This is a genomic window from Companilactobacillus nodensis DSM 19682 = JCM 14932 = NBRC 107160 (genome assembly GCF_000615905.1).
Taxonomy (GTDB): Bacteria; Bacillota; Bacilli; order Lactobacillales; family Lactobacillaceae; genus Companilactobacillus; species Companilactobacillus nodensis.
Window position 1 is genome coordinate 26,621 of record NZ_BAMN01000006.1, and the last position, 15,597, is coordinate 42,217.

Consider the following 15,597-nt stretch of genomic DNA (forward strand, 5'->3'; position numbering starts at 1 on the left):
TTATGGAGATAAGTTTATGGCTGAACAAAAGTATGTTTCTCTACAACAAGATAGTGGAAAAGTAAAAGGTAATGTTGAAATCTCACATCAAGTTATTGAGATCCTCTTAGGCATCGCTACTAATCAAGTAGATGGTGTTTATGAAATGCGTGGTACACTTTCTAACAGAATTGATTCACTTTTCGGTATAATCAATCATGGAAAAGGTGTCGACGTAGTTTTTGATGATGACAAGATTTCTGCAAATGTATTCGTCTATTTAGAATACGGCGTATCAATTCCTAAAGTATCATTAGAAATCCAAAAATCAGCCATTGAACAGCTTGAATTCATGACCGATTTGGCTTTAAAAGAAATCAACGTGCATGTTGTAGGTTTAATCGCTAAGAAAGAATCTGGCGAAGTAGAACGTGTAACAACGGATAAAAAGGAATAATACAAGTGATTATAACTAGACATAATATCAGAGAACTTGCTGTTCAAACTCTTTTTTCCATTGAGACTACTAAAGATGATCCAGACACAGCTATTGCGTCAGTAATGGAACTGTCAGACTTAGCGGAACAAGATGTGCCCGATTATTTGAACTTCTTAGTTTCTGGAACCATTGAAAAGCAAGATGAATTAGATGCAAGTATATCTAAACATTTGAAGAATAAGTGGACTATCGGACGTTTGTCACGAATTGATCGTGCGATTTTACGTGTCGGTTTGTTTGAAATGGAAAATAGTCTTGAAGTTCCAAAAAAGGTTGCGATTAACGAGGCAATTGAATTAGCCGGCGAGTTCGGCGATAAAGATTCAAAGGCTTTCATAAATGGAATTCTATCTAACTTTGTTGAAGGGTAAAGGCTGGTCTTTTTGACCAGTCTTTTTATATGGTGAATTATAAATGAAATTATTAGACGGAAAAGCAGTAGCTAGTGCATTAGACGAATCGATGGGTAAGCGTGTAGCATCATTGAAGGAACAAAATATTACGCCTGGATTAGCGGTAATATTGGTTGGTAACAATGGTGCGAGTTCTGTATACGTAAGAAATAAGAAACGCCGTGCTGAGAAATTAGGCTTCAATTTTCAACTGATTCATTATGAAGAAACTGTAACTGAAACTGAGATCTTAAATAAAATTGATGAATTAAATCATGATGATAATATAGATGGATTTATAGTACAATTACCTTTACCGGATCAAATCGATGAAGAAAAAGTTATTCAAGCGATTGATCCTAAAAAAGATGTTGATGGATTCTCCCCAATCAATGTTGGTAATTTATGGATCGGCGATTCAACTATCAAACCAGCAACAGCTGACGGGATCATTAAAATGTTGGATTATTACAATGTTAGATTAAAGGGTAAGAATGCAGTTGTTATTGGGCGCAGCAATATTGTTGGTAAGCCAGTAGCTGCTTTGTTATTGGAACGTAACGCTACAGTTACTATCGCACATATTTTTACGAAAGATCTCCCTTCTATTGCAAGTAGAGCAGATGTATTAGTTGTTGCCATCGGTGACCCTAAGTTTATTGATAGCAAGTACATCAAAGAAGGTGCAGTCGTGGTCGATGTTGGTATGAATCATGACGAAAATGGCAAGTTGTGTGGTGATGTTGATTTTGAGGATGTAAAAGATAAAGTCAGCATGATCTCACCAGTACCAGGCGGTGTTGGTCCAATGACAATTACTTCATTAATGGATATGACAATTGTATTAGCCGAAGAAAGAGCAAAAAGAATAAATGGATCAAAAGGATAATTCTAAATATTTAACTGTTACAGCATTATCACAATATTTAAAACGAAAATTTGACGTGGACCCTTATTTGGGGCACGTCTATTTAATGGGCGAAATTTCTAATTACCGTCCGCGTCCTAATTCGCATCAATATTTTTCATTAAAAGATAATAAAGCTAAAATATCAGCTATTATGTTCAAGTCTGCTTTTAGTAAAGTGAAGTTTGTACCTGAGGAAGGCATGAAGGTACTTGTTCGTGGCAGAATATCCCTGTATGAGCCTAGTGGCACGTACCAGATATATGTGGACTCGATGGAACCAGATGGTCTTGGAGCGCTTTATTTGGCTTTGGAACAATTGAAGAAGAAACTTGCTCAGCAAGGTATCTTTGACCTGCCCAAAAAGTCAATTCCACAATTCCCTAAGCAAATTGCGGTTGTTACGAGTCAGTCTGGTGCTGTTATACACGATATTATGACGACCGTTGAGCGACGTTATCCGATCGCACAAATTGTTTTGTTCCCGGCACAAGTTCAAGGTGACGGTGCTGCTAAGACGATTGTTGATCAATTGAAGCGCATCAACGAAAAAGGTTATTTCGATACTATTATTATTGGACGTGGTGGGGGATCAATTGAAGATCTGTGGCCATTCAACGAAGAAATAGTTGCTCAGGCGATTGTTTCGAGTAATATTCCAGTTATTTCGTCAGTTGGACATGAGACCGATACGACAATTGCTGATATGGTAGCTGATCTGCGTGCTGCGACACCAACTGCGGCTGCAGAATTGGCAACACCGGTTTTGAGGGATGTTTTGTTGCATCTGCAAGATCTAAATGTACGGATGTATAACGCTCAGAATCAGATAATTCAGAATTATCGTGATCGAGTAACAAATTTTGCCAACAATGTTTATTTACAGCATCCTGAGCGGATCTATGATGATTATCGTCTAAGAGTTGATAAGTCATCTGATAAGCTGTATCAAACTATGTTGGGATTGATCCATAATTCCAAACAAGCGATGTATGACCAAGAAAATCGTCTGGTAAAAAGTTCACCGCGAGATCAATTGCATTATTACGATACAACCGTAAATAATCTGACTCAGCGAATGCTGACGTCAGTTAGACAACTTATTAATAGTAAGAAAAATACATTCGGTAGCAGGGTAGCAGCATTGGATTCACTGAGCCCACTGAAGACGTTGAGTCGTGGATATGCAATTCCAACGAATAATAATAATAAGATATTGGAACGTACTAGTGATTATAAAATTAATGATGAAGTTAATTTGAAAGTTATCGATGGTACTGTTACCTTAGTGACTAAGGATATAAGTGAGGACAATAATGGCTGAGAAAAAAAAGACATTTGAAGATAATTTAGCTGATTTAGAAGAAATAGTTACCAATCTAGAGGCTGGTAATGTTCCTCTGGAAGAAGCAATGGAAAAGTTTAAAAAGGGTGTTGCTTTAAGCAAGAGCCTTGAAAAAACGTTGAATAATGCAGAGAGTACCGTAACTAAGATCATGCAGGCAGATGGTACAGAAGAGAACTTAACCGATGACAAGACTGAGGATAAAGAATAATCATGGATATTAAAGATTTTAAAAAATTTCATGAAACAGTTCTGCCTGAGTTCGATGAATTTTTGACAAATAAAATTAATGCTGAAATAAAACAGCCCACATTAAGGGATGCAATGTTGTATTCGATTAATGCTGGTGGTAAGCGTGTTCGTCCTATGTTGATGTTGGCGGTCGTTTATTCATGTGGTACCAAGCTAGAAGATTTGTATCAATACTATGATATAGCCGGTGCTATTGAGTTGATTCATACATATTCATTGATACATGATGATCTGCCAGAGATGGACAATGATGATTATCGCCGTGGTAAGTTGTCTAATCATAAGAAGTTTGGTGTTGGTCCAGCTGTTTTGGCAGGTGATGGATTATTAACGCAAGCTTTCTATTGGATCGCTAAGTCAAACCTTGATACAAGCAAGCGTATGGCCGCTGTCAGGATATTGGCACACAATGCCGGACCGATGGGTATGGTTGCTGGACAAATGACTGACATTACCAAAGAAGACCGTCAGTTAAATGAAGAAGAATTAACGACATTACACAAACAAAAAACAGCTGATTTGATTACGGCTGCGATTACTATTGGCGCATTTTGTGCGGGTCATGATTTATCAACACTTAGTTGAGTATGCTAACTATGTGGGATTGGCCTTTCAAGTCAAAGACGATTTGGATGATTTCGGCAGTGAAGAAGATGCTGATAAGAACACATTTCCAAATTTGATTGGCAAAGATGCAACTGAAGAGAAATTACGTAATTTAGTTAAAGACGCATTAAATGCAGTATTAAAAGAACAGAAATTCGATAAAAATCTGATGGTAAGTTTTTTGGATTATTTTAAGGACTAGGTGAAAAGATTGGCAAAAAAAAGGGTAGACGTTTTATTAGTCGAACAAAATTTATTTGAATCACGTGAACAAGCAAAGCGTTCAATTATGGCTGGAGAGGTTTATAACCAAGACAATTTGCGTTTTGACAAACCAGGTGAAAAAATTGATCCTGATACTATTTTGCACGTGGTTGAAGTTGCACACAGCAAGTATGTGAGCCGTGGTGGATACAAATTGGAAAAGGCTGTCGAATCGTTCAATATAGATTTGAAAGATAAGATCTGTTTGGATATTGGTTCATCAACTGGCGGTTTTACTGACGTAGCTTTGCAAAATGGAGCTAAGCTAGTATATGCCTTGGATGTTGGCTATAATCAGCTTGCTTGGAAGCTTAGAAGTGACGATAGAGTGGTTGTTATGGAACGTGTTAATTTCCGTTACAGCAAGCCTGACGACTTTCACGAAGGTCTGCCACAATTTGCCATGACTGATGTTTCGTTTATTTCCTTAGAGTTGATCTTGCCACCAATGTTTAATATTATTCTTCCTGGTTCTGAAGCAGCATGTTTGATCAAACCACAATTTGAAGCCGGTCCAGAGAACGTCGGTAAACACGGAATTGTTCGTGATCATAAGGTTCATAAAATGGTCTTAGAGAAGATTCTAGATTTTGCCAAAGAAACAGGGTTCATTGTTAAGGGCTTGGACTTCTCACCGATCAAGGGTGGAGAAGGTAATATTGAATTCTTGATGCACATTCAAAAGCCAGAAACAGAACAAGAAGGCCAAATCTTAGACAATGTTTCAATTAGTGATACCATGGAAGCTGCTTATTCAAGTTTGAACAAATAGGTGAAAATATAAATGCTGAAAGAATTAATAATTAATAATTTTGCTATTATTAACGAATTACAAATTGATTTCAAAAGTGGGATGACTGCCTTGACTGGTGAAACTGGTGCAGGTAAGTCGATCATTATTGACGCATTAGGATTATTAGTCGGAAGCCGATCTTCTGTTGACTTTATACGTACGGGTCAAGATAGTTTAAAAGTCCAAGGATTATTTGAAGTTAGTTCAAGTAGTCCTGTTTTTGGCATTTTGGATAAGTACGGAATTGATCACGCTGACAAGTCGATCATTATCAAGCGTGAAATCAATCGTAAGGGCCGAAATGTTTGTCGGTTGAATGAAGAGTTAGTTAACACTACGACTCTGAAAGAAATCGGTAAGTATCTGGTTGAGATTCACGGTCAAAATCAGCAGCAAGAATTATTGGATGAAGATAATCACATCGACATCCTAGATCGATTTGCGGATGACAAATTAGAAGATTTGTTAAACCAATATCATGAATTATTTGATAATTACCAGAATAAAAGGGCCAGACTTCGTGCAATCCAAAAGGATTCACAAAACCTGGCTCAAAGAATTGACATGTTAAAATTTCAAACCGAAGAAATCGACAGCACGCAGATTAAAAAGGGAGAAGATGATGATCTTGAAGAAGAGAAGAATCATCTAGCTAACTTTGAAAAAATCAGCAGTGCGTTACAAGAAAGTTATCGGACACTGTCAGAGAACAATATCGGTGTGGTTGATGCACTGGGTAATGCTCGTGAACAACTAGATGATATTAGTGGTTACGATAAGGTGTATAAGGAATTATACGATTCGATCAATGGTGCTTATTATCAAATTCAAGATGATATGTCGACGATCTCTGATCAATTGGATGGATTAGACTTCGATGAAGATCGATTGGATGAGATTCAAAAGCGTCTGATAGCATTAGATAATCTGAAGAAAAAGTATGGTCCAACATTAGACGAGGTTATTCAGTTCGGAATCGATGCTCATGATGAATTATCGAAGATCGATGTCGATGACTCTACTGAGGCTAAACTAGTTCAAGATATTAAAGATACCCAAGATCAACTGATGCAGTTAGGTAAGCAATTATCTGATGAACGTCATCAAGTTGCAACTGGGCTGGAAAAGTCGATCAACTACCAATTAAAAGAGCTGTATATGAAGAACTCTAGATTTAATGTCGGTTTCAAAACACTTGATGAGGATTCGATAACCGAAAAGGGGATCGATCAAGTTAGATTTAACCTCAAAACTAATGTCGGTGAAGATTTCAAACCATTGGCAAGAGTTGCATCTGGTGGTGAATTGTCACGTGTGATATTAGCATTCGAAGCTATAATCGCTGAAAAGATGAATGTTGAAACAATCATCTTCGATGAAATTGACACTGGTGTCAGCGGACGAGTTGCTCAGGCCATTGGAGATAAAATTTATCGAGTCGCTCAAGCAGTGCAAGTATTGTGTATCACACATTTACCGCAAGTCGCAGCCATGAGTGACCGTCAATTCCAAATCGAAAAAAAGACCACCAAGAACAAAACCTCAACCTCGGTTTCGTTACTTAGTGATCATGATAGAATTGATGCCATTTCATTGATGTTAGCAGGTACAAAGGTGACTGATCTTACTAAAGAGCACGCTCAAGAGTTGCTTGAGTTAGCTCAAGGAGAACAGAAACGATTAGACTAGATTGATCGATTTGATTTGTTCTAATTGAACGATTTTAAAAAATGAATTATTGATTTTTAGAATATATTTATTTTGATTGATTCGTTTAATCAGCTTGCCATGAAACTGTTCATCGTTTACCATAGTTACAATAATAGAATATTGTTTTTGAAAACTCTGATTGGCAAAGATATCAAGTTGCTTGAGAGGCATTTGCTTGAGGTGGGTATTAACTTCGCCTAGTTTGAAATCAAAATTTCTGTCAATAAATGTGGCAGTATTAGTAATAATGGTTTTGGCTATTGTGTTGTTGAGACGTGATTGTTTTACTTGCATGTTTGGAAACCCCCGAACGCTTGTTTGTGTCTCTATTATACGAACCTCTGTTCGTTTAAGCAACTATATTTTAATTTTTCTTAATTAATTCTTCTGTCTAAAGCCGCAAAGTCTTGAAAACACAACGAATCTATTGCATTATAGATATCATAATAATAGATAAGTAGGGATAGTTAAATGTCAACAAGGGGAATGTTAATCGTATTGTCAGGTCCTTCCGGAGTGGGAAAAGGAACTGTTAGAAAAGCTATGTTAAAGAAGTCATCAATTAGATTTGATTACTCAGTTTCGATGACCACTCGTAATATGCGACCTGGAGAAGTTGATGGGGTCGATTATTATTTCCGAACAAATGAAGAGTTCGAAGAAGAAATTGCAAATGACGGTATGCTTGAATATGCTAAGTATGTCGATCATTACTATGGAACACCATTGAAGTATGTTAATGAGAAGTTAGATGCTGGAATCGATGTTTTATTAGAGATTGAAGTTAATGGTGCTATGCAAGTTCGTGAAAAGATGCCAGATGGTGTATTTATTTTCTTAACACCACCTGATCTTCCTAGCTTACGTCGTCGTATTACACACCGTGGAACAGAGATATTAAGACGATCGATAAGCGAATGGAACAAGCCAAAAAAGAAATTGAAATGATGTCAAACTATGACTATGCCGTAGTTAATGATAAAATACCTAATGCAGTCAAAAAAATTGAAGGTATAATTAGAAGTGAACACTTAAGAGTGCCACGTGTAATTGACAAATACAAAAAAATAATAGGAGAATGATAATATGATTATTTATCCATCAATCGATAAGTTATTAGACAGAGTGGACTCACGTTACTCATTAGCTGTATTGGCAGCTAAGAGAGCTCATGAACTAGAAAATGGTGACATTGAGTTGTTAAGCAAGTACGAATCACCAAGAACCATTGGTAAAGCATTCGAAGAAATTGCTGATGACAAAATTGAAATCGATCCTAACTCAATCCTTCTTGAAAAAGAAGCTGAAAAAGTTGAAGAAGAGAAAAAAGAAGAAGATTAATTAATACTTCCTTCACTGATTGTCGACAAGATAATGGTGGAGGCTTTTTTATTATTAGATATATTAGATATATAGGTGGTGAGAAGTTATGTCAGTCGCAGAAGTAGTTGTAGATGTTCCAACTATGCAAACAAATCGACCATTTGAATATGAAATTCCTGAACAGTTAGCAGATGTCGTAGTCCCTGGGATGCGTGTCGAGGTCTCATTTGGTCGTGGTAAACGAAAGATCCAAGGTTTTGTAATGAAAATCAAGGATACTAGTAACTTCTCAGGTAAATTGAAGCCGATCGATCGTGTAATTGATTTGCGACCAGTGTTGACACCAGAAATGTTGGACTTGTCATATTGGTTGGCAGACCAAACTTACTCATTCCAAATATCATGTTTACAGACGATGTTGCCAAGTGTAATGAGGGCCAAGTACAAGCAATTTGTTGAAGCTGTGCCGGAGTTTGTAGATGATGCAGAAGTTAAGTCTTTGTTAGGTGATGGTGAATCACTAGAAATAACTTCGCAAATGACTGATGAAACCATTCAGTTGATCAATCGTTTGAGACGACAAAATAAAATTGAAATCAATTATGTGGTTGAAAACCAAGCAAGACAATTGAAGCGTCAAGCTGTAACAACTAACCTGAATCCAATTCAATTACGTGAGAAAAGAAATAGTCTACGTAGTAATGCCAAAGCACAATTGAAGTTGGTTAATTATTTGATCGATAACGTAGATCATTTGCCAATTGAAATGAGTGAACTAGAGAATGATCAAGATATTGGCCGTTCAGCAATCAAAACAGCTGAAAAAAATGGTATTTTGGAAATCATCGAAGTAACTAAGCGTCGTAAGCCTGTTGGAATAACGCCTGAGAAAACAACTAAGTTAGCGTTGACGGATGAACAACAACAAGCAGTCGATCAAATAGTTACGGCAATCGATCAGTCTAATCCTGAAACATTCTTGATTGAGGGTGTAACTGGTAGTGGTAAAACTGAAGTTTACTTACAGTCAATTGAACAAGCTTTGAACCAAGGCCGAAGTGCATTGATGCTCGTACCTGAGATATCACTGACACCACAAATGGTTAATCGTGTTACTGGTCGATTTGGTAATAAGGTTGCCGTATTACACAGCGGATTATCCAGTGGTGAACGTTACGATGAATGGACTCGAATCGAAAATGGCAGTGTTAAAGTGGTTGTTGGAGCTCGTAGTGCTGTCTTTGCTCCATTGAAAAATATCGGCTTGATAATTATAGATGAGGAACATGAGGCTAGTTATAAACAAGATGACAATCCACGCTATCATGCTAGAGATGTGGCTTTGTGGCGGGCTAAACAACACAAATGTCCAGTTGTACTTGGGAGTGCAACGCCAAGTCTGGAGTCTCGTGCACGTGCCAAAAGGGTGTTTATCATCTTATCTATATGAAGAAGCGTGTTAATGATCATCCTTTACCGCATGTTCAGATAATTGATATGAGGGATGCCGAGAATTCAGCAGCTAAGGGTGATATATCACCGCTGTTACAAGATAATTTATATCGTGCCGTTAAACGTGGCGAACAAGCTATTGTACTTTTGAATCGTCGCGGATATTCATCATTTATGATGTGTCGTGAGTGCGGGTTTACTTTGAAGTGTCCTAATTGCGATGTTTCGCTGACTTATCACAAGGATCTTTCTAAGATGAAGTGTCACTATTGTGGGCACGAAGAGCCCGTCCCTACGGTATGTCCTAACTGCAAAAGTAAGAAGATCGGTTTTTATGGTACTGGAACTCAAAATATCGAGCGTCAGTTGAATGAACTATTGCCACAAGCACGAGTTCTGCGAATGGATGTTGATACTACTCGTCGCAAGGGTGCACATGCTAAGATCATCAAAGCCTTTGGTGATCACAAAGCTGATATTTTGTTAGGAACTCAGATGATTGCTAAAGGATTGGATTTTCCTGATGTAACGCTAGTTGGAGTTATTAACGCTGATACAACTTTGAGTATCTCTGATTACCGTGCCAGCGAACGGACCTTTCAGTTATTGACACAAGTCAGTGGTCGTGCTGGTCGTGCCGACAAAGAAGGTCATGTTATTATTCAGACCTTCAATCCAGATCACTATGCGATCAAGGATGCGGCCGTTCAAGACTATGAAACATTTTATAAACAAGAAATGTATCTGCGTCATCAGTCGAATTACACGCCTTATTATTTCACGACATTGGTAAGTGTGGCGCATAAGGATGAGGGGCAAGCACTGAAGCAAAGTTATTGGTTAAAACGCCAACTTCAAGCGGCATTATCTGACCATTCTATTTTGTTAGGACCAAGTCCGACGATGATTTCTCGTAAACAAAATAAATATTATTATCAAATTATTGTAAAATATAAGAATGAGCCGCAATTGCATCAAAAGCTCTTAGATATTTTGAATGATACACAAGCGGATACTAAAAAAGGTTTTACGATCGCAATCGATAATGAACCACAGCACATCGATTAATGTATATAAAGTGAGGAATAATAAATGACAAATGTTATCTTCTTGGGAACTCCTGATTTTGCTGCAACAGTTTTAAAGGGGATTCTGAGAGAACAATACAACGTTATTGCTGTTGTAACCCAACCAGACAAACCAGTTGGACGTAAACAAAAGTTACAAAAAAGCCCAGTAAAGTTAATTGCTGAGGATGAAAATATCAAGTTGTATCAACCAGTCAAGTTACCAGGTAGTCCAGAAGTGGAAGAATTAAAATCATTAAATGCTGATTTGATAATCACTGCGGCTTATGGTCAGTTTTTGCCAACTAGTTTTTTGGAATCTGCCAAAGTAGCAGCTATCAATGTTCACGGATCACTACTTCCTAAGTATCGTGGTGGAGCACCGATCCAGTATTCACTATTGAACGGTGATAAAGAGACTGGTGTTACCATCATGTACATGGTTAAAAAGATGGATGCCGGTGACATTATTAGTCAAGAAAAATTACCGATTGAAGCAACAGATGACAATGGATCGTTGTTTGAAAAATTGGCCATTGTTGGACAAGAGTTGCTGTTGGATACTATTCCTAAGATCTTGAGTGGAGATATTCATCCTATCAAGCAAGATGAAGACAAAGTTGTTTTCTCGCCAACGATTTCTAAGGAACAAGAACAATTAGATTTCGGTCAAAGTGCTGAACAGATTTTTGATCATATCCGTGCCTTGAGTCCAGAACCGGGAGCCTGGGCAATGTTTAATGGTCAAAGAACTAAGTTCTACAAGAGTGAAGTCGTTGAAATAGATACTGATCAAGCAGCTGGAACAGTGTATGAAGTTGCGAAGAAAAAATTAGTGGTTGTTGCTGGTGATGGTAAGGGATTATCGATCAAGAGTATTCAACCCGCTGGTAAAAAAATTATGGATATTGCCAATTACATCAATGGAATGGGCAAGAATTTAGAAAAAGGACAAAGAGTGGTCGAAATTAATGAAAAATAATAATCCACGTGATTTAGCTGTAGAAACTCTTAATAGAGTTTTACAAAATAAGGCATATTCAAATATTGAAATTAATAATATTTTGCAACATGCTGAGTTATCAGAACCTGATTCAAGATTGATGACAAATATTGTTTATGGTGTTTTGCAACATAAACTAACATTGGAATATCAACTTAAGCCATATATTGGTGGTAAGGACTTGGATCGCTGGATCAAGATTTTGTTGATGACGGCTATTTATCAACTACAATATTTGGATAAGGTACCTGATCATGCGGTTTTTAATGAATCAGTTGAAATCGCTAAGGGTCGTGGTAGTCAAGGTATTGGTAATTTAGTTACGGCTGTATTGAGAAATTATCAACGTCATGGTGTTCGTCCAATTCCTAAGGATGACAGCGTTGAATCGATGAGTATTCGTTACAGCACTCCTGAGTGGTTAGTAGAGTTATTTATCAAACAACAAGGGCTCAAGAAGACCAAAGAAATGTTGGATACGATCAATGAACCTTCACATATTTCAATCAGAGTGAATACTAACAAGATTACTCCAGAAGAATTAACTGCTAAGTTAGCTGAACAGGACTTTGAAATGAAGCCTAGTACGATTTCACCAGTTGGACTAACTTGCCATAGTGGTAACTTGGTCAATACCGATGAATTCCGTGATGGGTTGTTCACTATCCAAGATGAAAGTTCAATGTTAGTTGCACCAGCGCTGGATGTTCAGCCCGATGATAAGGTACTTGATACTTGTGCTGCTCCTGGTGGAAAGACAACTCACATCGCTAGTTATCTGGAATCCGGTTCAGTTATGGCATTAGATATTCACCAACGAAAGACAAAATTAATTCGTGAAAACGGGCAAAGATTGGGTTACGGCGATATAATACAAACTAGAGCCCTTGATGCAAGAAAAGCTAAAGATGAATTTGATGAAGAATTTGATCGTATTTTAGTTGATGCACCATGTTCAGGGCTAGGACTTATCCGTCGCAAGCCAGAGTTGAAGTATTTCAGAGAACCTGAAGATTTAATGCATCTTCAAGAAATTCAACTTTCAATTTTGAATAGTATTACAGATCTATTAAAAGTCGGTGGACAGTTGGTATTCAGCACTTGTACATTTGACGCAGAAGAGAACGAAGATGTTGTAATGAAGTTCTTGAATGCTCATGAGAATTATGAATTAGTTCCAGTTAAACATGAAAAATCTCTTGATAAAAATGTAAATGACGGTGTTTTGAAGTTGCTACCAAGTGATTATTTCACTGACGGATTTTTTGTAGCCGCATTTAGACGAAAAAAATAATGAGGTAAGGTTTAGAAATATGGACTATGCGTTATTAACTGATGTAGGAAAATTGCGAGAAAACAATCAAGATTATGTCAATGTTTTCAAAAATAAAAAGGGAATCGTCTTCGGCATTGTTGCCGATGGGATGGGCGGTCACCGTGGTGGTGATGTTGCGTCTGACATGGCAGTTTCACATTTGGGGCATAATTTTGAGGAATCAGAGATCACTGATCTGGAAGATCTACGTGAGTGGGTCCTAAAAGAGATCAGCAAGGAAAATGATCGAATTGTTTCTGTATCAAATCAGTTCGATGATTTGAATGGTATGGGAACGACGATGGTCGGTGTTTTCTTTGTTGGAACAAAGATGATGGTCGTCAATGTTGGTGACTCGCGTTGTTATGTTTATCATGACGGTGAGTTGGAACAGTTGAGTGTTGATCATTCATTAGTTCACGAACTCTTAGAAACCGGTCAAATAAGCCCTGAAGAGGCTGAGAATCATCCACAAAAAAATATCATTACACAAACCTTGGGTGTATCGCAGACGGTACAGCCACGGGTTAAAAACTTTGATATCATCGATGATTCGATCATCTTGTTGTGTACTGATGGATTAACAAACATGGTACCAGAAGATGAAATTAAGTCTGTGCTCTCGCAAACAATTGGCTTAGAAGCCAAATGCCATATTTTGATTGACAAGGCCAATCAAGCTGGTGGTCGAGATAACATCACAGCTCTACTTTTTGCCTCAGAGAATGGGGGTCAAAAGTAGATGGACAAAGGTTACCTAGTTGGTGGTCGTTATCAGATCTAGGTACTCTTGGTGAAGGTGGTATGGCTAATGTTTATTTAGCTGATGACACTAAGCTTAATCGTAAAGTTGCAGTAAAAGCTTTAAGATATGATCTTCAAGATGATGAATCTGTCAAAAGGAGATTTGGACGCGAAGCCAAGGCTACTAGCGGTCTCTCAAATCCCAATATTGTTAATGTTTTGGATGTTGGCAATGATAATGGGTTGCAATATATAGTAATTGAATATGTTGACGGTCCTAACTTAAAAAAATATATAAAAACACATTTTCCAATTCCGTATCATGAAGTCGTCGATATCATGGAACAAATATGCTTAGCCGTGGCAGACGCCCATGATCATGGAATTATTCACCGTGATTTGAAGCCAGAGAATATATTGGTCGATACCTCGTCCGATCCAATCCAAGTTAAGGTTTCAGATTTTGGTATTGCGTTAGCTTTGAGTGATCGATCCATAACTAGAACCAATTCACTGTTGGGTTCAGTTCACTATATGTCACCAGAACAAATCCGTGGTAATTCAGCAACGGCTTTGTCTGATATCTATGCGCTCGGGATTATTCTGTTCGAGTTATTAACACAGCACGTTCCATTCACTGGGGATACGGCCGTATCGGTCGCTCTCAAGCACTCTAAGGAAGATATACCTGATTTGCGGGCAATTGATCCTAATATTCCTCAACCGCTTGAGAACGCAGTTTTGAAAGCTACAGCAAAAGATCCAGAGCAACGTTATCAGTCAGTTCGTGAGATGCGGGATGACTTGAGTACTTGTCTATTGCCAGAGCGTGAGCATGAAGCTAAGTTTATTCCTCAACCATTGAATGATTTAGACGAGACAAAAGTTATTCCGTCGATCGGTGCAGATGATGATGAAGTGGCGCCGCAGCACAAGAAGAATAATCGGCGGCGTAACTTGATCCTTGCATCGTTGATCCCATTAGCGCTTGTTTTGTTTTTGATTTTTATGGTAGTTAAAGGTAATGAGGAAACGACCGTACCGGACTTGCAGAATCTGACGGTTAAGCAGGCTGATGTGATGCTGAAAGGTTCAAACTTGCAGGTTGGGACGATATCTAAAGAAAACAACGATGACGTTGAAGCTGGGCATGTAATTAAGTCGATTCCTGCCAAGGGATTGAAACTGAAGAATAATGCCAAGGTTAATCTGATATTAAGCTTAGGTGCGACGTACTATAAGATGCCGAAGTTGATTGGAAAAGATTACGATGATGTTTCTGATAACTTGAAGAAGCGTGGTTTTGATGTAACCATCAAGCACATTTCGACAAATGAGTATGAAGCTGGAGTGATTACTAAGCAGAGTATCAAAGCCGGTAAAAAGGTTGTAACTAAGAATAAAAAATTGATTCTAACGATTGCCAAAACTCCGGCGGTTAAGCGAAAAGTTACCAAAGTTAGAGATCTCTCTGGATATAATTTGAAGAGTATTCAAGATTATGCAAGTGAGATCGGAGCAACATTGAACGTCAGTTATGAGTATTCTGATACAATTGATGAAGGTGTTCTGATCAGTCAGAATCCAGAGGCAGGTAGTGTTATCAATCAAGGTGACACCTTAGCTGTAGTTATTTCAAAGGGCAAAGATCCTGATAGTGATTCTAACGATAATGAGAATGATAAGAACGATGACGATTCATCGTCGTCATCTTCGGCAACTAAGCCAGTTACAAAAGATGTAACGATTCCGTTTGATTCGAGTAACAGCAGTAACACGATCACGATTTATCTATCTGATGCTACACACAATATCAATACTGTATACAAGTCAATGAGTATTACACAAGATACGACACAAACATTAGTATTTAATTTGAAGAGCGGACAGACTGGAACTTACAACATCGAACGTGATGGTAAACAAATCTTGTCTGGTCAGTAAGT

General features: G+C 37.9%; 13 protein-coding genes and 3 pseudogenes. 15 read left to right on the forward strand and 1 reads right to left on the reverse strand.

Features of this window, described 5'->3' with window-relative positions; genetic code table 11:
* Positions 1 to 16 precede the first annotated feature (16 nt).
* The 8 genes and pseudogenes from JCM14932_RS05615 (at position 17) to recN (ending at position 6,726) form a co-directional block, all read left to right on the forward strand.
* Positions 17 to 436, forward strand: a complete 420-nt coding sequence (locus JCM14932_RS05615) for an Asp23/Gls24 family envelope stress response protein (protein WP_025024026.1) — start codon at positions 17 to 19, stop codon at positions 434 to 436.
* A gap of 5 nt (positions 437 to 441) precedes the next feature.
* Positions 442 to 849 carry a transcription antitermination factor NusB gene (gene nusB, locus JCM14932_RS05620; protein WP_025024027.1) on the forward strand — a complete coding sequence of 136 codons (408 nt, stop codon included), beginning with the start codon at positions 442 to 444 and terminating at the stop codon, positions 847 to 849.
* A 43-nt stretch (positions 850 to 892) separates the two neighbouring features.
* Entirely contained in the window at positions 893 to 1,759 is an 867-nt protein-coding gene (locus tag JCM14932_RS05625; protein ID WP_025024028.1) for a bifunctional 5,10-methylenetetrahydrofolate dehydrogenase/5,10-methenyltetrahydrofolate cyclohydrolase, read from the forward strand.
* Positions 1,743 to 3,101 (forward strand): exodeoxyribonuclease VII large subunit, encoded by a 1,359-nt coding sequence (xseA, locus tag JCM14932_RS05630; protein WP_025024029.1) that lies wholly within the window; start codon positions 1,743 to 1,745, stop codon positions 3,099 to 3,101. The genes JCM14932_RS05625 and xseA overlap by 17 nt, the downstream gene beginning before the upstream one ends.
* The gene (locus tag JCM14932_RS05635; protein WP_025024030.1) at positions 3,094 to 3,333 is read left to right on the forward strand and encodes an exodeoxyribonuclease VII small subunit; all 240 of its coding nucleotides are present in this window, start codon (positions 3,094 to 3,096) and stop codon (positions 3,331 to 3,333) included. The genes xseA and JCM14932_RS05635 overlap by 8 nt, the downstream gene beginning before the upstream one ends.
* A gap of 155 nt (positions 3,334 to 3,488) precedes the next feature.
* Positions 3,489 to 4,182 (forward strand): annotated as a pseudogene (locus JCM14932_RS14645) (polyprenyl synthetase family protein).
* Positions 4,183 to 5,016: a TlyA family RNA methyltransferase gene (locus tag JCM14932_RS05645; RefSeq protein WP_025024031.1), complete on the forward strand. Its 834-nt coding sequence runs from the start codon at positions 4,183 to 4,185 to the stop codon at positions 5,014 to 5,016.
* A 12-nt stretch (positions 5,017 to 5,028) separates the two neighbouring features.
* Complete coding sequence (recN, locus tag JCM14932_RS05650; RefSeq protein WP_025024032.1) at positions 5,029 to 6,726, forward strand: DNA repair protein RecN; 1,698 nt, start codon at positions 5,029 to 5,031, stop codon at positions 6,724 to 6,726.
* Here the strand turns inward: recN and JCM14932_RS05655 are convergent.
* Complete coding sequence (locus JCM14932_RS05655; protein ID WP_025024033.1) at positions 6,718 to 7,041, reverse strand: hypothetical protein; 324 nt, start codon at positions 7,039 to 7,041, stop codon at positions 6,718 to 6,720. The two genes, recN and JCM14932_RS05655, sit on opposite strands and share 9 nt — an antisense overlap.
* Positions 7,042 to 7,218: 177 nt before the next feature.
* On the opposite strand from JCM14932_RS05655, the pseudogene gmk reads away from it, so the two are divergent.
* From gmk to pknB, 7 genes and pseudogenes are all read left to right on the forward strand, one after another.
* Positions 7,219 to 7,829, forward strand: a pseudogene (gmk, locus tag JCM14932_RS14650) (guanylate kinase).
* Positions 7,830 to 7,833: 4 nt separating this feature from the next.
* A complete protein-coding gene (gene rpoZ, locus JCM14932_RS05665; protein ID WP_025024034.1) occupies positions 7,834 to 8,088 on the forward strand; it encodes a DNA-directed RNA polymerase subunit omega in 255 nt (84 codons plus the stop codon).
* Between the two features lie 88 nt (positions 8,089 to 8,176).
* Positions 8,177 to 10,590, forward strand: a pseudogene (gene priA / locus JCM14932_RS14655) (primosomal protein N').
* Between the two features lie 24 nt (positions 10,591 to 10,614).
* Complete coding sequence (fmt, locus tag JCM14932_RS05675) at positions 10,615 to 11,571, forward strand: methionyl-tRNA formyltransferase (protein WP_025024035.1); 957 nt, start codon at positions 10,615 to 10,617, stop codon at positions 11,569 to 11,571.
* The gene (gene rsmB / locus JCM14932_RS05680) at positions 11,561 to 12,886 is read left to right on the forward strand and encodes a 16S rRNA (cytosine(967)-C(5))-methyltransferase RsmB (protein WP_025024036.1); all 1,326 of its coding nucleotides are present in this window, start codon (positions 11,561 to 11,563) and stop codon (positions 12,884 to 12,886) included. The genes fmt and rsmB overlap by 11 nt, the downstream gene beginning before the upstream one ends.
* 19 nt (positions 12,887 to 12,905) lie before the next feature.
* Entirely contained in the window at positions 12,906 to 13,649 is a 744-nt protein-coding gene (locus JCM14932_RS05685; RefSeq protein ID WP_025024037.1) for a Stp1/IreP family PP2C-type Ser/Thr phosphatase, read from the forward strand.
* A 62-nt stretch (positions 13,650 to 13,711) separates the two neighbouring features.
* A complete protein-coding gene (gene pknB, locus JCM14932_RS05690; RefSeq protein ID WP_025024038.1) occupies positions 13,712 to 15,595 on the forward strand; it encodes a Stk1 family PASTA domain-containing Ser/Thr kinase in 1,884 nt (627 codons plus the stop codon).
* Positions 15,596 to 15,597 lie beyond the last annotated feature (2 nt).